Source organism: Ferdinandcohnia sp. SAFN-114 (assembly GCF_059415045.1).
The window spans coordinates 1-20305 of sequence record NZ_JBPFDQ010000028.1 but is presented as its reverse complement, the minus strand read 5'-3'; the positions used below and the strand labels follow the sequence as shown (position 1 = coordinate 20305).

The 20305-nt window shown below is 40.0% G+C and carries 14 protein-coding genes; 13 read left to right on the top strand and 1 reads right to left on the bottom strand.

Annotation, left to right across the window (positions count from 1 at the left end; all coding sequences use genetic code 11):
* The first annotated feature begins 29 nt into the window (after positions 1-29).
* From ACR65M_RS10880 to ACR65M_RS10820, 13 genes are all read left to right on the top strand, one after another.
* Positions 30-764 (top strand): hypothetical protein, encoded by a 735-nt coding sequence (locus ACR65M_RS10880; protein ID WP_440273314.1) that lies wholly within the window; start codon positions 30-32, stop codon positions 762-764.
* A complete protein-coding gene (locus tag ACR65M_RS10875; protein WP_440273313.1) occupies positions 761-1492 on the top strand; it encodes a hypothetical protein in 732 nt (243 codons plus the stop codon). The genes ACR65M_RS10880 and ACR65M_RS10875 overlap by 4 nt, the downstream gene beginning before the upstream one ends.
* A gap of 224 nt (positions 1493-1716) precedes the next feature.
* Positions 1717-2502, top strand: a complete 786-nt coding sequence (locus ACR65M_RS10870) for a helix-turn-helix domain-containing protein (protein WP_341329926.1) — start codon at positions 1717-1719, stop codon at positions 2500-2502.
* Between the two features lie 1038 nt (positions 2503-3540).
* Positions 3541-5391 carry an asparagine synthase (glutamine-hydrolyzing) gene (gene asnB / locus ACR65M_RS10865; RefSeq protein ID WP_440273312.1) on the top strand — a complete coding sequence of 617 codons (1851 nt, stop codon included), beginning with the start codon at positions 3541-3543 and terminating at the stop codon, positions 5389-5391.
* Between the two features lie 166 nt (positions 5392-5557).
* Positions 5558-10009, top strand: a complete 4452-nt coding sequence (gltB, locus tag ACR65M_RS10860) for a glutamate synthase large subunit (protein ID WP_440273311.1) — start codon at positions 5558-5560, stop codon at positions 10007-10009.
* Positions 10010-10050: 41 nt separating this feature from the next.
* Positions 10051-11520, top strand: coding sequence for a glutamate synthase subunit beta (locus ACR65M_RS10855; RefSeq protein ID WP_440273310.1), 1470 nt, complete (start codon positions 10051-10053; stop codon positions 11518-11520).
* 263 nt (positions 11521-11783) lie between these two features.
* On the top strand, positions 11784-13025 hold the full coding sequence (locus ACR65M_RS10850) for an LL-diaminopimelate aminotransferase (RefSeq protein WP_440273309.1): 1242 nt from the start codon (positions 11784-11786) through the stop codon (positions 13023-13025).
* A 19-nt stretch (positions 13026-13044) separates the two neighbouring features.
* Positions 13045-13929, top strand: coding sequence for a diaminopimelate epimerase (dapF, locus tag ACR65M_RS10845; protein WP_341329931.1), 885 nt, complete (start codon positions 13045-13047; stop codon positions 13927-13929).
* Between the two features lie 272 nt (positions 13930-14201).
* Entirely contained in the window at positions 14202-15539 is a 1338-nt protein-coding gene (gene glnA, locus ACR65M_RS10840) for a type I glutamate--ammonia ligase (protein WP_341329932.1), read from the top strand.
* A 184-nt stretch (positions 15540-15723) separates the two neighbouring features.
* The gene (locus tag ACR65M_RS10835) at positions 15724-16443 is read left to right on the top strand and encodes a YebC/PmpR family DNA-binding transcriptional regulator (RefSeq protein WP_341329933.1); all 720 of its coding nucleotides are present in this window, start codon (positions 15724-15726) and stop codon (positions 16441-16443) included.
* 199 nt (positions 16444-16642) lie between these two features.
* Positions 16643-17023 (top strand): DUF2500 domain-containing protein, encoded by a 381-nt coding sequence (locus tag ACR65M_RS10830; protein WP_341329934.1) that lies wholly within the window; start codon positions 16643-16645, stop codon positions 17021-17023.
* A gap of 57 nt (positions 17024-17080) precedes the next feature.
* Positions 17081-18658, top strand: coding sequence for a M2 family metallopeptidase (locus tag ACR65M_RS10825; protein WP_341329935.1), 1578 nt, complete (start codon positions 17081-17083; stop codon positions 18656-18658).
* Positions 18659-18871: 213 nt separating this feature from the next.
* Entirely contained in the window at positions 18872-19102 is a 231-nt protein-coding gene (locus ACR65M_RS10820; protein ID WP_440273308.1) for an excisionase family DNA-binding protein, read from the top strand.
* A gap of 62 nt (positions 19103-19164) precedes the next feature.
* Here ACR65M_RS10820 and ACR65M_RS10815 read toward each other — a convergent pair whose 3' ends face one another.
* Complete coding sequence (locus tag ACR65M_RS10815) at positions 19165-20121, bottom strand: D-2-hydroxyacid dehydrogenase (protein ID WP_440273307.1); 957 nt, start codon at positions 20119-20121, stop codon at positions 19165-19167.
* Between the last annotated feature and the right edge of the window lie 184 nt (positions 20122-20305).

The following is a 20305-nucleotide window of genomic DNA, read 5'->3' as shown; positions in this document are numbered from 1 at the left end:
GAATATATATGAAGGTATAAAAAGAAGGGGTGGTATCCATAACGTTCCAGTTAGATTTTGAAAGTAGCCTCGTTTCAGTTATTACGTTATTAATTGGATGGGGAATCATTGGTTTTTTATCTTTTAGGATTTATAGAAAACAAGATGTGAAACCAACTATATGGAAGATAATTCTCGTTTTACTTATTGGGCTTTTTTCTTTTTCCTTTAATATGAATTTCTTTGATACATTCATGAAACTTCCAATTTTACCCTTAGGTGTATGGATTCTCTACTTTTTTCTTAAATCAAAAAAAGGGCGCTGGGATAGATTCCGGAAGTATGCATGGCTCGGCTTTTTCGCGAACTTTCTATTTTTAGTATTATCCTTTACCTCGATTGGTCTCCAGCATGTTATTTACTCGCCTAGTAATCTATCAACCTATATTTCTAATGTGGAAAATGCAACAATTATCAACACTCACCCTTCTGCAGGGGATGTAACTTTACAAAAAGATCAATTACTAAAACTACTTCCAGTTATGAAAGAAACTAAGTTTTTTAGTGATAAATGGTATGAGGAAACGTATATGAGTGGAGAGCCGAATACTCGAAAAGAACGATTTCCATATCAAGTGGTGGGTGTTAAGGAAAAATGGGGAAGTGGGGTTGTTACCACCATTGTTATAGAAGGTGATGGGAAAGGTTTATTAATTACAACACCTAAAAACCAATATTATTTTCGCTCCCCAGAAGTTTTTTTAGAAGGGGTGAAAAGTAAATGAGACGAAGAACGATACTAAGTTTACTTGGATTGGTTGCTCTGCTTTTCGTCATTTATTATTTTTATCTAGCTAGACCTACAAACTTTGCTACGACTGATACTTATAAAAGGTATTCTGAAGTAACTGAGATTCTTGATGTAATAGAGATTGATAAGCGCCACGTTTTTGTACCAATGGTTACAGAAGAAAACAAATATGGAATGAGCTTGTGGGTGTGGAAAAATCATAAATGGAATATGGAATTTGATAGTACAGTTGGTGGCCCTAGGATAATCAAACTAAAAAATAATGATCCAAGTTCCTATCAGGTTTTTTGGAATATTCATCCCGATGACCAAGTAAGTTATGGAGAATTATATTTATTGAAAAAACGTAATTATCATATTACAGAAGGAATACATAATTATTATCCTGGTTTGCAATTGAAAACGATTTTAGATTTTGAGGGTACACCCTTTGGAGTAACAGAGCTTCCGAATGAGTGGCAAAAAGTGATGGAAGGATCGATAAAATTGGAAGAAGCAAGGCAACCGGATCTTATTTTTGAAAGCATGTTTCCTGTGATGCAGGATGTGTACTTCGGCTGGATTTCCTATAACAGCGACCATGTAAGGCAACAAGCGGATGCTACTAATGTAGGTGGAGCTTCATGGGGTGGTGGTGTTGATATCCAGCACGTCGTAGATATACCAGAAGAGGAGCTTGAGTATTATAAGGTGGAGGACTAATAAGGAAATTAACAGACCAACTAAGCTCATATAATCATTGCTCATCACTGATTAATCTAAAATTGAGATATATATTATTTAAAATTGATATTTGTTAGATTAATTGAGAAGTTATAAAATATTTCTAGGGGATATGAATCAAATATAGGCTGAAATTTATTAATGAATGGATCTGCCCCTAGAAATAATAAAAAAGAACTTTACGTGTGAGGAAGGTGAGCAGCTTGCTGAGTATTAATCCTGAGCAATTTATCTTGAAACCATCTCTTGCGACCATTACCTGTGAACCAAACTGGCAATGGAAGCGGAAAGAGCCTATTCCGAACTATGATTTGTTTTATGTTTGGAATGGAGAAGGAAATTTGATTTTAAACGGTCGAGATTATTCAATAAAACGAGGAAGTTGCTTTTTATTCCTTCCAGGCGATTGGACGACTGCCACCCAGAATCCTCAGAATCCACTTACAATAACCTACATCCATTTTGACTTAGAGAACGAACCAAGTCTAATACCAAATTCATATCGGATTATTCAAGACGCAATCCCTTTTGAGTCTCTCTTAACACAATATGTTCGATTATTTTTAATCAAAACATTTGGGGCAGAAACGGAGGCAAAGCTAATTCTCAAACAGTTGATGATTCAGCTTTTGCGAGAGGAGCATCAGGTCGAAGAACGAAACGACCAAGGTCAAACTTCTCTCCTGTCAGCGATTAGGGAAGTGGCAAATTATGTGCAGCAACATCCTAGCGAGGGACATACGCTTGAAAGTTTGGCGGCTCGTGCGAACTTTTCTCCAAGGTATTTTTCACTGAAGTTTAAGGAGATTATTGGCAAATCAGTGCGCTCCTATATTGTAGAAGCTCGTATAAAAAGGGCGGAGCATCTCCTGCATTATACAGGAATGACGGTAACTGAAGTAGCTCAAGCATTAGGCTATGATAATCTGCATTTTTTTAGTCGACAGTTTAAAAAATACACAGGGAAAAGCCCTTCTGAAATTCGTTAATTAAAGTAATACAAGCACCTAACCATTGTGGTTTAGGTGCTTTTTTTTATCTGAGCTGGGTTCAACACTCTGTTTGAATTATGCACTCATCTGACACTGTGGCCCATGATTATAAGCTGTTAGTCCAAATCATACACCTTTTCTGACTGAAAGCGTAGTTTGATCAAAAAGCTCGTCACAATCCCAGACTTATTCTGACTCTTGGACGCAAGATCTCAAGCTGCAAGTCAGAAACCCATACCTATTCCGACTGTATGCGCCGTTTGATCATTATCCTAGTCGCAATCCCGGGCTTATTGTGACTCTTGGACGCAAGATTTCAAGCTGATAGTCAGAAACCCACATCTATTCTGACTGTAAGAGCCGTTTGATTATAGTGCTTGTCGCAATCCCGGCCCTATTCTGACTCTGAGGCCCATGTATTACACGCTTGGAGTCAGAATCCCATCCTTATTCCGACTGCAATTGTCGTTTGATAATAATGCTTGTCGCAATCCCGGCCCTATTCTGACTCTAAGCCCCATGTATTACACGCTTGGAGTCAGAATCCCATCCTTATTCCGACTGCAATCGCCGTTTGATCATAATGCTTGTCGCAATCCCGGCCCTATTCTGACTCTAAGCCCCATGTATTACATGCTTTGAGTCAGAATCCCACCCCTATTAAGACTTCAAGCACCATTTGATCATACTGCTAGTCGCAATGGGGGCCTTATTCTGACTACAAGCGCCGTTTGATCATAATCCCTGTCGCAATCCCGGCCATATTCTGACTCTGAGATCCATGATATCAAGTTGTAAGTCAGAATCCCCCCACCTATTCTGATTGCAAGCACTCATTAAACGTGACCGTTGTCCCTTAAACATTGCATTTATTCAAACAGGAAAAATTATGTAAAAAAGTGCAAACTTTACACAGAATAGTCTAAATATTTGCGAGAAAGAGGATGATACGATTAAAATGACAGATCAATATACATGTTTGGCTTTTACTGTGAGCAATGAAGCCAGAAAATTTCTTAAGAAAGAGTGATCTCAATGTGTGGAATTACAGGATGGATTGATTGGCAACAGGATTTGAAACACCAAGAACAAATCGTCGGTAAGATGGCGCAAACATTAGCAAAGCGTGGTCCAGATGCTTCTAATGTTTTTAGTGATCATCATGCTGCACTGGGTCATACAAGGTTAATTGTTGTGGATCCTTCCGGAGGGACACAGCCGATGACAAGGAGATCAAAAAACGGGCATGCCTTTTCAATGGTCTATAATGGAGAACTTTATAATACAGAGGATTTGCGTAAAGAATTACAAAGCCGTGGATATACATTTCAATCCCACTCCGATACGGAAGTTCTTCTTACTTCTTATATTGAGTGGCGAGAAGAATGTGTAGAGCGGTTAAATGGTATTTTTGCTTTTGCAATTTGGGACCATCAGCAAGAAAAACTTTTTATTGCAAGGGACCGACTTGGGGTCAAACCGTTATTTTTCAAACATACAGATAGCACTCTTTTATTTGGGTCAGAGCTTAAAGCCATTTTGGCACATCCAAATGTAAAGGCGGAAGTAGATCGCGAAGGTCTTCAGGAGGTTTTTGGGTTAGGACCATCCCGTACACCAGGGCATGGGATTTATAGAGGAATACAAGAATTAAGGCCGGCACATATTCTTATGTTTGATCGGAACGGACTAAAAATTAAACGTTATTGGAACGTCGAAAGCCGCAAACATTCTGATTCATTAGACGATACCGTGGAAGAAGTGAGATTTCTAGTGAAAGATGCCGTTGAAAGACAACTAGTTGCGGATGTTCCGGTCTGTACATTTTTGTCAGGTGGGTTAGATTCAAGTGCCATAAGTGCGATTGCCTCGAACTACTTTAACCAACAAGGAAGAGGAAAGCTTCATACGTATTCGATTGACTATGAGCGAAATAGTGAGTTTTTCAAATCAAGCTTGTTTCAAGTGGATGAAGATAAACCATGGATTGATAAGATGACGCAATATTTGGGTGTCGATCATCATTCAAAGATTATTACGCAGGAACAACTTGCTAGTCGATTGGAGGATGCGGTAAAAGGTAGAGACCTACCTGGAATGGCGGATATTGATTCTTCTCTGCTTTGGTTTTCCGAGGAGATCAAACAAGACTTTACGGTTGCTTTATCTGGAGAATGTGCGGATGAAATTTTCGGTGGGTACCCTTGGTTTTATAAGAAAGAGTTACTGCAGGATAACCATTTTCCATGGATGAAGTCTGAAGAAGAAAGACATAAGCTTCTATTACCTCATTGGCAAAACAAATTAAATCTAAAAGACTATGTTCAAGAACGATACAACGAAACATTACGAGAGGTTCCAAGATTAGAAGGAGAAAGTCCAGAAGAGTCACGACGTAGAGAAATATTTTATTTGAATATGATCTGGTTCATGTCTACTTTATTAGAACGAAAGGACCGCATGAGTATGGCTGCTAGTCTAGAAGTACGTGTTCCATTTGCAGATCACCGACTCATTGAATATGTGTGGAATATCCCATGGGAGATGAAGATGTTAGAAGGAAGGGAAAAAGGAATCTTAAGGAAAGCGTTAGAGGGAACTTTACCTAATTCCATTCTGTATCGAAAGAAAAATCCTTATCCGAAAACTCATAATCCAGATTATTTGAATCTCGTAAAAAACATGCTAACTAGCGTAATCGAAAAGAAGAACTCTCCAATTCTAGAATTGGTTTCAAAACAAAGGGTAAGAGATATCATTGATTCCGATGGTGCATCATTCACAGTTCCTTGGTTTGGGCAGCTAATGACAGGACCTCAGCTTATCGCACATTTAGTGCAAATCAATGTGTGGCTTGATTCTTATAACGTGAATATTGTTGATTAAACTCCTATTTCGACAGGCGAAAAGGTAGAGATTATACCAAATGTGAAGGTAAAACAAGTTGTGTCATTCAGTGTAAATTTTATAGCGAATAGTTTAAATATCTTCCAAAATAACGATGCTACTATTAACTTAACAACGAAACAGATAAGGAACAGGGGTGATACAAATGCATCGATTAAAAAGACATGGTTTATATGATCCTCAGTTTGAACATGACGCTTGTGGTATCGCCTTGCTTGCAAATATTAAAGGTGGTAAAACACACACCTTAGTAAGTCAGGCACTAACAGCTCTTGAACGATTAAATCATCGCGGGGGTCAGACTGGTAGTGAGAAATTAGGAGATGGGTCTGGAATTCTAACAGAGCTCCCACACGATTTATTTGTACATGAGTGGAAGTTAAAAGGGAAACAACTTCCATTCATGGGTGATTACGGAGTTGGGATGCTATTTTTACCCCAAGAGTTAGACCTAGCGACAGAATATAAATTGAGAATAGAAGAAATCGTGCAGAATGAGGATCTAGAGATTTTTGGATGGAGAGATGTACCAACGAATGATGAAGAGTTGGGAAGCACGGCTAAACAATCACAACCATCTGTTCATCAATTATTCGTTACTTCCGTCAATAAGGAACTAGACAATGATCAATTTGAGCGGTTGTTATATATGGCTCGGCGAAAAGTAGAGAAAGAATTCAATGACGCTGAAGTAAATCAGGATGACTGCTATATTGTTAGTTTTTCATCAAGAACCATCGTATATAAAGGACTTCTTTTACCGAGCCAGTTAAGAAGCTATTATGAGGATTTAAGGCGAGATGATTACCAATCCGCGATGGCCATGGTGCATAACCGATTTAGTACGAATACCTTTCCTAGCTGGAGAAGAGCGCAGCCAAACCGAACATTAATGCACAATGGAGAGATCAATACGATAACGGGGAATGTAAACTGGATGCTTGCACGTGAACCTGTTCTTCGTTCAGACCTTCTGGAAGATAATGAAGCTCTTCACCCAGTGATTGACCTGGATGGCAGTGACACTGCAATGTTTGATAACGCATTAGAATATCTAGTGATGTCAGGATGGTCACTCGCTAAAGCAATGATGTTGATGATCCCAGAACCTTGGCAGAATAACAAACTTCTATCTGACAAGAAAAGGGCATTCTATCAGTTTCATAGTTGCCTCATGGAGGCTTGGGACGGTCCAGCAGCCATGGGCTTTACAAATGGAAAACAGATTGGAGCTTGTCTAGATAGAAATGGGTTAAGGCCAGCTCGTATTATCCTTACAGATGATGATTTCCTCTGTTTATCTTCGGAAGTAGGAGTAGTAGATATTCCAGAAGAAAACATTATTCTAAAGGATCGTCTAAAACCGGGACAAATGCTTTTAGTAGATTTTGAGAAGAAGAAGCTACTACTAGATGAAGAAGTAAAACAACAGCTTATTAACGAACATCCTTATGAAGATTGGGTAGCTGAGACAATTACACCAATTGAAAATCTACCTATAACAAAGAAGAAAGAATCAACAGAAAGCAAAGAGGAACTATTACGTATTCAAAAAGCGTTCGGGTACACCTATGAAGAGTGGGAGAAAATAATTAAACCGATGGCGCAAGAAGGAAATGAACCAATTGGTTCTATGGGATACGATGCTCCGCTAGCCATTCTATCATCAAAACCTCAATTACTATTTAATTATTTCAAACAGCGTTTTGCCCAAGTAACCAATCCTCCAATTGATGCAATCCGAGAAGCATATGTCACATCAATGGAAGTATTACTAGGAGCCGAGGGGAATTTATTACAACCGAAGACTGAAGATTACAAAAAAATAAGGTTAAGCACCCCGATCCTGTCTGAAGTAGAAATGAGAACAATTCAAAGTTTGGATAGTGATGTTTGGAAAGTATCGACTATTTCGATTCTCTTACCTGTACAAGGAATGACGATTCAGGAACGTCTTCAAGAAATACACGCAACTGCTGAAAAAGCAGTTAGGGATGGAAGCAATCTAATCGTGTTAAGCGATCAGGGAATCAATCAAAATCAAGGTGCAATTCCTTCTCTACTAGCTGTTTCAGCTCTGCACCACCATTTGATACGACAAGGGCTTAGAAGCAAGGTAAGTATCATTATAGCATCAGGAGAGCCTAGGGAAGTTCACCATTTTGCAGTGCTACTCGGATATGGAGCAAATGCCATCTTTCCATATCTAGTATACAAATCGCTTTCGAAACTAAGTGGTGAAAACTTAATCACAAATTATAAAAAAGCAGTTACAAAAGGAATCCTGAAGATCATGTCAAAAATGGGGATTTCGACAGTTCAGAGTTATATTGGTGCCCAAATTTTTGAGGCTGTTGGGATTAGTGAAGAGGTAATCAACACGTATTTTCCGCGCACATCTTCTCGAATAGGCGGTCTTCAACTCGAAGATATTGCGAAAGAAACCATTAATCGACACAACCAGGCATGGCTAAATGAAGATCCCACCCTAGATGAAGGTGATGACCTCCAATGGCGTGTAAACGGAGAGTCACATTTGTACCGACCAGAAACTATCCACACCTTACAGCATGCCTGTCGAACCGGTAACTATGAGGTTTACAAAAAATACAGCCACATGATGGGGGAAGATACTGAAAAGAGCATTACGCTCAGAGGGATGTTCCGCTTAAAAAGTAACAGAAAGCCGATTCCTATTGAGGAAGTTGAACCAATTGAGTCTATTTTTAGACGCTTCAAAACAGGAGCAATGTCATACGGCTCCATTAGCAAAGAGGCTCATGAAGCAATTGCTGTAGCCATGAATCGGATTGGAGGGAAAAGTAATTCAGGTGAAGGTGGAGAGGATCCACAACGTTTTATACCGCTCGTTAATGGAGATTCGAAATTAAGCAGAATGAAGCAAGTGGCTTCCGGACGATTTGGAGTGACAAGTCATTATCTTGTAAATAGTGATGAAATCCAAATAAAAATGGCACAAGGAGCAAAACCGGGTGAAGGGGGTCAACTCGCTGGCCATAAAGTCACCGTATCAGTAGCGAAAACGAGGGGATCGACACCTGGTATTGAGTTAATCTCACCTCCTCCACACCATGATATCTATTCGATTGAGGACTTAGAGCAGCTTATATATGATCTGAAAAATGCGAATCCAAGTGCAGATATTAATGTAAAGCTTGTTTCAGGAACGGGTGTAGGAACGATTGCTGCAGGTGTTGCCAAGGCTAAGGCTGATGTCATTTTGGTAAGTGGCTATGATGGTGGAACAGGTGCGGCAGCAAAAACGAGCATTAAGCATGCTGGTATGCCGTGGGAACTAGGATTAGCTGAAGCCCATCAAACCCTCATGCTAAATGGCCTTAGAAATAGTGTGAGGCTTGAGGCTGATGGAAAATTGATGAATGGCCGAGATGTCGTAATTGCAGCATTGTTAGGTGCAGAAGAATATGGTTTTGCAACTCTTCCACTTGTTTCACTTGGTTGTATCATGATGAGAGTTTGCCACATGGACACATGTCCAGTTGGAATTGCGACTCAAAACCCTGAACTTCGAAAGAAAATGATGGGGACAGCGGAACATATTGTTCATCTAATGACTTTTATTGCGCATGAAGTTCGAGAATATATGGCTAAATTTGGTTTTAGAACGATGGATGAGATGATTGGACGCACAGACGTAATCCAGATAGATAATCCTAAAGCTTGGAAACTACAAAATCTTGATTTGTCTCCACTTTTAGTCAGACATGAAGGTGAAAGAGTTTCATCTAAAAAGCAAGACCATCAACTGGAACAAACACTCGATTATCGAGAATTGCTTCCAATAAGCAGCCAAGCGTGGGTTAATCAGCAGACTGCAAGGGATGTTTTCCAAATTTCTAACACAGATCGATCTGTTGGAACATTGACTGGCAGTGAAATATCAAAGCAATTTGGAGCAGTTGGCTTACCTGAGGATACGCTTCACTATCTATTCAAAGGATCAGCTGGTCAAAGTTTCGGGGCATTCATACCAAGTGGACTTACCTTAGAAGTAGAAGGTGATAGTAATGACTATGTTGGGAAAGGCCTATCCGGAGGAAAAATTATTGTCCGCCCATCCAGTATATCCACACTTGTTGCCGAAGAGAATGTGATTATCGGGAATGCGGCGTTTTATGGAGCAACTAGCGGAAAGGCATTTATTCGTGGAAAAGCAGGAGAAAGATTCTGTGTTCGTAATAGTGGTGCAACTGTTGTTGTAGAGGGTGTCGGCGAACATGGCTGTGAATACATGACAGGAGGCAGGGCATTAATCCTAGGGGAAGTTGGGAAAAATTTTGCTGCAGGTATGTCTGGAGGCATCGCTTATATATATGAACCGGCTAATCAACGTTTCCAACATGAATATAATCCAGAACTAGTTCTACTAGAATCCATAGAAGATCTTGAGGAAAAGAATATGGTTTATAGCCTCTTGAAAGAGCATTATGAATACACAAATAGCCCCTTGGCTTATCGCTTAATTCAAAATTGGAAAAAAGAAGCGGCTCAATTTATTAAAGTAATCCCTCGGAATTATAAATTAATTCTTGAAACGCAAAATCTAGTTGTTTAACGACTACTTAATACTAGTTTCCTAAGAAAAGAGGTGCCGATTTGGGAAAACATACAGGATTTTTAGAATATAAGCGGCAGCCCGCAAATTATCGTGAACCACTGCAACGATTGAAGGATTGGAAGGAAATCTCTGTTCTGCCTCCTTCAAGAGATCTAGTTAACCAAGCGGCACGATGTATGGATTGTGGAGTCCCCTTCTGTCAGAACGGAAGTGTTCTTGGAGGGATGACTACCGGATGCCCTTTATATAATCTAATTCCGGAATGGAATGAACTCGTTTATCGAGGAAATTGGAAAGAGGCTTATGAGAGATTAAGTAAGACAAATCCGTTTCCAGAGTTTACCGGAAGGGCATGCCCGGCCCCTTGTGAGGCAGGGTGTGTAGCCTCACTATATGAAAGTTCTGTCACGATAAAAAATATCGAATGGGCTATTATCGATAAAGCCTTTGAGGAAGGTTGGGTAACTCCACAGATTCCAAAGAAAAGAACAGGAAAGAAAGTGGCGATTATCGGTTCAGGACCTGCTGGATTAGCTAGTGCATCGGAACTGAATCAACAAGGACATTCCATTACAGTGTTTGAAAGGTCAGACCGAGTTGGAGGATTGCTAACGTATGGAATTCCCAAAATGAAAATTGAACAGCTTGTCGTGGATCGTCGGATTAATCTTTTAAGAGATTCAGGAATCACGTTTGTGACGAATACAGAGATTGGTAAAGATTATCCTTTGGAAAAACTAGATTCAGAGTTTGATAGTGTGATTATCTGTACCGGAGCAACAAAGCCACGGAATGTGGTGGCGGAAGGAAGAAATCTAGAAGGTATCCATTTTGCAATGGATTACTTGCATCGCAATACGAAAAGTATGCTGGATTCTAACTTCGCGGATGGGAATTTTATTTCTGCAGAAGGCAAAGACGTCATTGTGATTGGTGGGGGAGACACAGCGACAGACTGTGTGTCAACGGCTCTCCGGCATAATTGTAAAAGTCTAGTACAGTTTGATATTTATCCTGAGCGGTCAACCAGTCGTACGGAGGAGAATCCTTGGCCGCAATATCCAATCATTCACAAGCTTGACCATGGACACGAGGAGGCATTAGCGAGGTTTGGAAGTGACCCCCGTGCATATGCGACATCAGCTATTGAATTTTTAGGAGATGAGAATGGGCACTTAATAAGTGTTAAGAGTATCGAAGTTAGGACGATAGTGAATGAAAACGGAGAGAAAATCAGAGAGCAAATCCCAGGTTCAGAAAGAGTCTGGCCTGCCCAGCTTGTTTTATTAGCGGTCGGATTTGAAGGGATGGATCAAGATCTCTTAGAGAAATTCAACCAAGAAGGAAATACAACGAGAGCCGACAAACTAGAAGATCCTTACCAGACGAACAAGGAAGGAACCTTCATAGCAGGTGATGCCCGCCGCGGTTCAAGTTTAATAGTATGGGCTATTCAAGAAGGAAAAGAAGCTGCAGAAGCCTGTCACAACTACTTAATGAGCATTTAACTTTATTCAGTAAAGTCCCCATTCTGTAAATACTGGGATGAAAATAAAGTGAATATAAATTCAGTTTGTGTTCAAACACAGACTGAATAAAGTTAATCCCTCCGGCGGATGCCACAGATTTTTAAAGGGAACTTTTCGATTAAGTAAGATCAAAGACTAAGAACGCCACGTCCTGTGGCAACGTCTTTATGACCCACTTCATGTGGGCCTAAAATCTGGCGTAAATACGCCAATGCGCATTTGATTGATATGGAGGAGTACCAATGACATTAACAGACTATACCCAACAACTCTTTGCTGATCGAATCGGTGGATCGTCGTTCGGACTCAAAGATGAGATTTTTAAATTTGAAAAAATAAAAAGGGCTAAAAAAGCTGCCTTAAAAGAGAATCCCAATATTGAATTAATTGATTTAGGGGTTGGTGAACCAGATGCAATGGCTGATGAAGCGGTTGTAGAAAAGCTGTCATTAGAAGCAGCAAAGCCAGAAAATCGATTCTACTCAGATAACGGAATTTCTGAATTTAAGGAAGCGGCTGCTCGCTACATGGAAGAGGTATTTGGGGTAAGCGACCTTAATCCAGAAACGGAAATCAATCACGTAATTGGCTCAAAATCAGCACTTGCGATGTTGCCAGCAGCTTTTATCAACCCAGGTGACATCACACTAATGCCAACACCAAGTTACCCTGTACTAGCTACTTATACAAAATATTATGGGGGTGAAATCGTACAGCTGCCGCTATTAGAAAAGAATGGATTTTTACCGGATCTTAGTCAAATTGATCAGGATACATTGAAAAAGGCAAAACTACTTTACTTAAATTACCCTAATAACCCAACTGGTGCTGCGGCAACTAAAGAATTTTTTGAGGAAGTAGTTGCATTTGCAAATCAGAATAACTTAATCGTTGTCCATGACGCAGCCTATGCCGCACTGGTATTTGACGGTGAGAAACCACTTAGTTTTCTATCAATCCCCGGAGCAAAGGAAGTGGGGGTAGAGCTTCATTCTTTATCAAAATCCTTTAATATGACCGGATGGAGAATAGGCTTTATCGCCGGACATCCAAATCTAGTTAAGGCATTTGCAACAATTAAAGACAATAGTGACTCAGGCCAATTTATACCTATCCAAAAAGCAGCAGCATATGCCTTGGCACATCCAGAAATTACAGTAAAAACAGCTGAAAAATATTCACGCCGCCATGAATTACTTGTTAACGCGCTTCGTGATTGTGGATTTAAGGCGGAAAAACCGAAGGGCTCCTTCTTCCTTTACGTAGAAATACCTGTTGGAGTTGTCGGAGGTCCGACTTTTACAAATGCAGAAGAATTTGGACAGTACCTGATTCGTGAGCACCTTATTTCAAGTGTGCCATGGGACGATGTGGGCAACTATATTCGGTTCTCAGTGACCTTCCAGGCAGACAGTAGGGAAGGTGAAAAGAAAGTCATAGATGAGATCAGATCACGGTTAAGTAGAGTCCAATTCATATTTTAGAGAAGGAAGGTGAGTGTAAGTGCTTTTTACAAAAATGCATGGTTTAGGTAACAATTATATCATTTTCAATCTCTTAGAATCCTCCTTGAGGGAACAGGACCTTACTAGCCTCGCCAAAGCGGTATCCGATGTGAATTTTGGCATTGGTTCTGATGGGATGATTCTCATCTGTCCATCAAGTGTAGCGGATTTTAGAATGAGAATATTTAATGAGGATGGATCAGAAGGAAAAAACTGTGGAAATGGACTCCGTTGTGTTGCAAAATATCTGGTCGATCACTTGTATGCAGAATCAAACACATTTTCAATAGAAACTCTAGGTGGAATTGTGTATGTGACTGTTACAACCGGACACAAAAATGTCGTCGAGTCAATCACAGTTGACATGGGAGAGCCTAAATTACTAAAAGGAATGGTCCCTATGGCGGGCGACCCTTATTCAACAACAATCAATGAACCTGTAAGTATTGGTGATAATCAATTTCTTTTAACTTGCCTTTCAATGGGGAACCCACATGCAATCCTTTTTGTTGACGATGTTCATGAAGTACCACTAGAGACACTAGGTCCTGCCATTGAGCACTCATACCACTTTCCTGAAAGAGTAAATGTGGGAATCGTCCATATCAGAAACAGTAATGAAATTGATTATAGAGTGTGGGAGAGAGGTTCCGGAATTACAATGGCTTGTGGAACCGGTGCTTGTGCAGCTGTAGTTGCAGCCACGTTAACTGGGAAAATAGCAAAACACATACCTGTAACGGTTCACCTTCCAGGAGGTGATTTGGAAATCAGGTGGGATGAGAACAATCATATTTGGAAAAAAGGGGCTGCAGAGTACATTTGTCACGGTGAGATCGATGTACAGGCATCCTTAGCAAGGCATATTACAAAAATAAATTAGGATTAGTTAGTTTTCGCCCGTATCTAGACAGTGATATCTGATGCCTTGATGAGTAAATAGCAACGATGTGAGCGGTAGCGATACTAATTACAAATATAAGAGGTTGTTCAAAAAGTCGGCCAAAAATGACACATCGAATTTCTGCGTTGGCTTGCTTCTCCGTTCCTCACGTATTAACTGCATACGTTCCGGTACTCGAAGCTGCTCCGCCTTGAAATTCTCGGTCCTTTTTACCCTACTTTTTGAACACGCACTATAAGGAGGAAAATTTTATGGGAAGAACTTATACGAAAGAAGAAATTCTACAAAACGCAAAAGAGGAGAATGTACGCTATATTCGCTTACAGTTCACAGACTTGTTCGGTATTATCAAAAATGTAGAAATTCCGGTTAGCCAATTGAAAAAGGCATTGGATAATCAAATGATGTTTGACGGATCTTCAATTGAAGGTTTTGTGAGAATAGAAGAATCCGATATGTATTTATACCCAGACTTAAATACATGGCTTATCTTTCCATGGAGTGCAGATGAAAGCAAAATTGCACGGCTAATCTGTGATGTATATTTACCTGATGGCAATCCATTCCCTGGCGATCCTCGCGGAGTGTTAAAGAGAGTATTGAGTGAAGCAAATTCCTTAGGGTTTACGGCGATGAATGTCGGCCCAGAGCCAGAATTCTTTTTATTCAAGACCGATGAAAAAGGCAACCCAACTATGGAACTAAATGATAATGGAGGCTATTTCGACTTAGCTCCAACTGACCTGGGTGAAAACTGCAGACGCGATATCGTACTAACATTAGAGGATATGGGATTTGAAATCGAGGCATCCCATCACGAAGTGGCTCCTGGACAGCATGAAATTGATTTCAAATACTCTGATGCTGTTGATGCTGCTGACCAAATCCAAACATTTAAGCTTGTTGTGAAAAATATTGCGAGAAAACATGGGTTACATGCAACCTTTATGCCTAAGCCACTTTTTGGAGTAAATGGTTCAGGGATGCACTGTCACCAATCCCTATTTAGAGGAAACGAAAATGCATTCTTCGATGAAAGTGATGAATTAGGTCTAAGTGAAACAGCGAAGCAGTATTTAGCTGGAATTCTGAAGCATGCGCATAGTTTTGCCGCAATCACAAATCCAACAGTTAACTCCTATAAACGTTTAGTTCCAGGATATGAAGCACCAAGCTATATTGCATGGTCAGCGAAAAATCGTAGTCCGCTTGTACGTGTTCCAGCAAGCCGAGGGTTAAGCACACGTATTGAGTTGAGAAATCCAGACCCATCTGCAAACCCATACCTTGCCTTAGCAGCTATGCTTGCTGCAGGTTTGGATGGTATTCGAAATAAACTTCAATTAGGGGATCCTGTGAATCTAAATATCTATCATATGACAGATGAGGAAATGGCAGAGTTAGGAATTCAAAGTCTTCCGGAAAATCTAAAAGAAGCTGTTACAGCCTTTTCAAAGAATGAGCTACTCATTAATGCCTTAGGAGAACATATTAGCACCCATTTTATTGAAGCAAAACAAATTGAATGGGATCAGTTCCGTACTCAAGTCGACACATGGGAAAGAGACCAATATATGACTCTTTATTAATCTATCCGAATAGAAATTTGTCTAACAGATGAAATAGCCCCGGACACAAAAAAAGTGCCGGGGTTTTTGCTTATTATTTAACTTGGAAAATAAACCTAATATAGCCTGTCAAACACATATTTTGTTAATGGGAAGTTTGATGTATAATATTAAATGATTCAATAGTTGAAAGCGAGTGTTCTAAATGGGACGTAAATGGAACAATATTAAGGAAAAGAAAGCGTCTAAGGATGCAAACACAAGTAGAATCTACGCAAAATTTGGACGTGAAATTTATGTAGCAGCAAGACAGGGCGAGCCTGATCCTGAGTTAAACCAAAACTTAAAGGTCGTTCTTGAACGTGCAAAAACATATAATGTACCAAGAGCAATCATTGACCGTGCGATTGAAAAAGCAAAAGGTGGCGGAGAAGAAAATTACGATGAGCTTCGCTATGAAGGCTTTGGACCAAACGGATCAATGGTTATTGTTGATGCATTAACAAATAACGTGAACCGTACTGCATCTGAAGTGCGTGCAGCATTTGGTAAAAACGGTGGAAACATGGGTGTCAGTGGTTCAGTAGCCTATATGTTTGATGCAACAGCTGTGTTTGGTATCGAAGGAAAAACAGCCGATGAGGTATTAGAATTATTAATGGAAGCAGATGTAGATGTACGTGATATCTTGGAAGAGGAAGAATCTGTCATCGTCTACGCGGAGCCAGAACAATTCCATGCTGTCCAAGAAGCATTTACAAATGCTGGTATTACAGAGTTTGCAGTAGCAGAGCTTACCATGCTTGCTCAAAACGATGTAACCCTTCCAGAAGATGCACAAGCAAAATTCGAAAAAATGATCGATGCACTAGAAGACTTAGAAGACGTGCGCCAAGTCTACCACAACGTCGACCTAGGCGAATAACAAACAAACCAGACCCTTTGGGACAGAGGGACAGGTCCCCTGTCCCAAACCAAGGGTCTTTTTTTGTGTGTATAAAAGTGTGGGTCGAGGGGACAGGTTCCTTGTCCCACACTTTTTTACGAAAAAATTTTTCGAACATTGAAACTTTATAATCCTTTTTGCGTATGGATACTACAGAAGTTTTTTGAGGGGGAAGATTATGTATCCTGGAGATATGATGTTTAATGCTGTTCCAATTTTTATAATGATTGGGTTTATTGTTGTAATCGTACTCGTTATTCTTAATCTAGGAAAGGGAATCAATCAGTGGAAGAAGAACGAGGATTCTCCTAGGCTAAGTGTTCCTGCAATAATAAAATCAAAGCGCACACATGTTAGTAGACATACCCACCATCATACAGAGCCACACCACCACGATCATGTAACATCATCGACAAGTTACTATGTTACGTTTGAGTTTGAGAGTGGAGATCGATCTGAGTTTATGGTATCTGGTGGAGAGTACGGTCTTCTTGCCGAAGGGGATACGGGGAAACTGACATTTCAAGGAACACGTTATTTAGGGTTTGAAAGATTGTGAGCATAAAAGGATTTTGTCGATTTTTCTAGAATTATAGACATGAGGAGGGGTTTTACAATGTCAATTGAACGATTTTTAGAGGAACAAAATAAAGCAATTCGCGAATTACATATTAAAGGTGCAGAAGCATCATGGATGGCCGCCACAACTGGTGAAGAGGAGTGGAATGCAAAATCAGCAGAAGCAGAAACTGCTTACAGTGTTTATTTTTCAGATGCGGAGCGCTTTGAACAGGTGAAAGAATACCTCGAACAGACGGATGATTCAGTTCAAAAACGCCAGCTAGAACTACTATATTCACAAATGCTTGAAAACCAACTCCCGGAAGACAAACTAAAGGAAATGGTTGAATTATCAACAGAATTAGTAGGTGTATTTAATACATTCCGTGCGACTTTAGACGGAAAGCAAGTTTCGGAGAACGATGTTCGCCAAATTTTAATAAAAAGCAATGATCTTGAACTAAGAGAAGAAGCATGGCATGCAAGTAAGCAGATTGCAAAAGAAGTAGAAGAAAAATTATTGAAACTTGTGAAAAAGCGCAATGAGGCGGCCCGTTCACTAGGTTTTGAAAACTTCCATCAAATGAGTTTTGAATCACAGGAACTTGACCGTGAAGAGATTTTTTCTATTTTTACAGAGCTTAAGCAGCTTTCGGATGAACCATTCCGTGAACTAAAGCAGGAAATGGATGAAGAACTTGCTGAACGATTTGGTATCAAAGTAGAGGACCTGCGTCCATGGCATTATGCGGACCCGTTTTTCCAAGAGGCGCCGCCATCTAAGGAATTAGATTTGGATCCGTTTTATGATGGGAAAAATCTTGAAGAATTATCAACACAGACTTTCGCAAAAATGGGTATGGATATTACAGATATGCTGCAAAAAAGTGATCTGTATCCAAGAGAGAAGAAAAATCAGCATGCATTCTGTACCGATATTGATCGCGAGGGTGATGTACGTGTCTTAAGTAACAATGTACCTTCCGATTACTGGTCCAATACAATGCTACATGAATATGGGCATGCGGTTTATTTTAAATATATTGACCGTGATCTACCATTCCTATTGCGCAGTCCAGCACATACACTAACAACTGAGGCAATTGCGATGCTATACGGTCGTTTTGGGAAAAATCCGGAATGGCTTCAGCAGTTTTTAGGGTTAGACCAAGCGCAAGTTGAAGAGTTGAAGCCACTCATTGAAAAATCATTGCGTCGTCAAATGCTGATTGCGGGCCGTTGGATTATGACATTTGTGTTTTTCGAACGTGAGCTTTATGAAAATCCGGATCAGGATTTGAATCGTTTATGGTGGAAAATTGTCAGTGAGATTCAATTGTTAACGCCGCCAGAAAATCAGGATTATCCACATTGGGCTGCGAAAATTCATTTTACGTTGGTTCCGGTGTATTATCAAAACTATTTACTTGGTGAGTTAACAACTTCTCAGCTGCAGCGCTATATCGAGAAGAATATATCAACAGATCTTTTCACGGAAAAAGTGGGAGAATTTTTGTTAAATGATTTCTTTAAGCCAGGTGCGTTATATAATTGGAATGAAAAAATAGAAAGAGCCACTGGTGAGAGGCTTAACCCGCAGCATTTTGTTGATCAGTTTGTTGCGGTAAAATAAAATGAGAGAGCATATCTCTCATTTTTTTCTTCAAGAGGAGGGTAAAAATGTTCTCTTTTTTTGGTGCGAAATGTGCGATTTGTAAAAGAAAAATTAAGCCTTTGCGACAATATGTCGATGATAAGGGGAATACAATAAAGGTGTGTATTCCATGCTCGGAATACGCGGAACGGCGGGCTTATAAAATTCGAAGATAAAGAAGGTTGAAGTAAGTTGTATTTAACAGTTAAAGAAACAGCAGAATATTTATCAATCCCAGAAGAGCTTATAAAAAAACTTATCCAAGAAAAAAAGGTACGTGCACTTTTCGATGGGGAACAATACTTATTAAATAAGGAACAATTCAACACTACCCTCGAGCAGCTTGAAAAATACAAAAAGCTCTACCTAGAATGGCTAAACGAACCCATCCCAGAAGATATTGATGTGAAGGATGAAGATTAAGGTGGGACACAGGGACAGGTCCCTTGTCCCACCATTTTTTTACAGGGGCAGTGTACTTGTCCCTAATACCCTTTCTTATAGTCCACGACATTCCTCGGCAGAACTCCGCCTTGAGCGTAGCTTTTTAGATTCGGGATAAAGATATCTTCAATGACACGTTTGGTGTAATGCTCTGTTGAACCAGACGTATGCGGTGTCACTATCACATTTTCAAAGTCCCACAGCGGGCTGTTTTCTTCAAGCGGTTCTTTTGTAAATACATCCAAACCTGCCCCAGCGATTTCTCCTGAGCGTAGTGCCTCAATTAAATCATCTTCAACGACAATTTCACCGCGTCCGATATTAATGAAAAATGCAGAAGACTTCATTTTTTTAAACTCTTCAGCCCCAAACAAATGATGCGTTTCATTAGTCAATGGCAAAGTTACTACGACATAATCACAATGAGGCAGAACATCAGACAGCTGGGCCGTTGTATACATCTCATCTACAAATTCCTCTTCCCGGTCAGAGTGGCGAACCCCAATTACCTTCATACCAAAGGCCTTAGCAATCTTCGTCGTTTCCTTCCCAATATGACCGACACCTATAACCCCAATTGTCTTTTCATGAATTTCCAGATTCATATCGGCATGATGCCACTTTTTCTCTTGTTGATTACGGACATATGTATGTATTTTTCTCGTTAACCCGAGCATTAAGGCAAAAATAGTTTCTGAAATCGGATAGGCGTGAACTCCATTTGCGCTCGTCAGAACAATATTTTTCTGCTCCATTTCCTCAAGTGGCATACTATTGACACCAGCACTCCAGCTTTGTAACCAGCGAAGCTTTGAGTCAGCAAAAATGGAATGCTCCGCAATTTCTTTTTTCCAGCCAACAATAACCTCAGCATCTTTTAGATGATCTAACCAAACAGATGAATCTCGTCCCGCAACAATCTCCCAGTCAGGAACAATCTTTTTAATCTGATCCAAATGTAATTCTTCTATGTTTTGCGTAATAACTAGTTTTGCCATGTAAGTCCCACACCCCAATTTTTTTATTTTTATCATAATACAGACTGGCACGTATTACCAGTCTCCGGGTCACAGGGACAGGTCCCGCGTCCCACCACATTTTTACAGGGACAAGTTAACATGAACGAAACTAGCCCCTTGTCGTAATCCCGTAGGTTAATTTGGTTAGACTGTTTAACGGAGA

What these genes read in the sequence shown, in the direction of transcription:
- ACR65M_RS10875 (WP_440273313.1), top strand. Translation starts at nt 761, where the DNA reads ATGAGACGAAGAACGATACTAAGTTTACTTGGATTGGTTGCTCTGCTT.
- ACR65M_RS10825 (WP_341329935.1), top strand. Translation starts at nt 17,081, where the DNA reads ATGTCAATTGAACGATTTTTAGAGGAACAAAATAAAGCAATTCGCGAA.
- ACR65M_RS10850 (WP_440273309.1), top strand. Translation starts at nt 11,784, where the DNA reads ATGACATTAACAGACTATACCCAACAACTCTTTGCTGATCGAATCGGT.
- ACR65M_RS10835 (WP_341329933.1), top strand. Translation starts at nt 15,724, where the DNA reads ATGGGACGTAAATGGAACAATATTAAGGAAAAGAAAGCGTCTAAGGAT.
- gltB (WP_440273311.1), top strand. Translation starts at nt 5,558, where the DNA reads ATGCATCGATTAAAAAGACATGGTTTATATGATCCTCAGTTTGAACAT.
- ACR65M_RS10815 (WP_440273307.1), bottom strand. Translation starts at nt 20,121, where the DNA reads ATGGCAAAACTAGTTATTACGCAAAACATAGAAGAATTACATTTGGAT.
- asnB (WP_440273312.1), top strand. Translation starts at nt 3,541, where the DNA reads ATGTGTGGAATTACAGGATGGATTGATTGGCAACAGGATTTGAAACAC.
- ACR65M_RS10830 (WP_341329934.1), top strand. Translation starts at nt 16,643, where the DNA reads ATGTATCCTGGAGATATGATGTTTAATGCTGTTCCAATTTTTATAATG.
- glnA (WP_341329932.1), top strand. Translation starts at nt 14,202, where the DNA reads ATGGGAAGAACTTATACGAAAGAAGAAATTCTACAAAACGCAAAAGAG.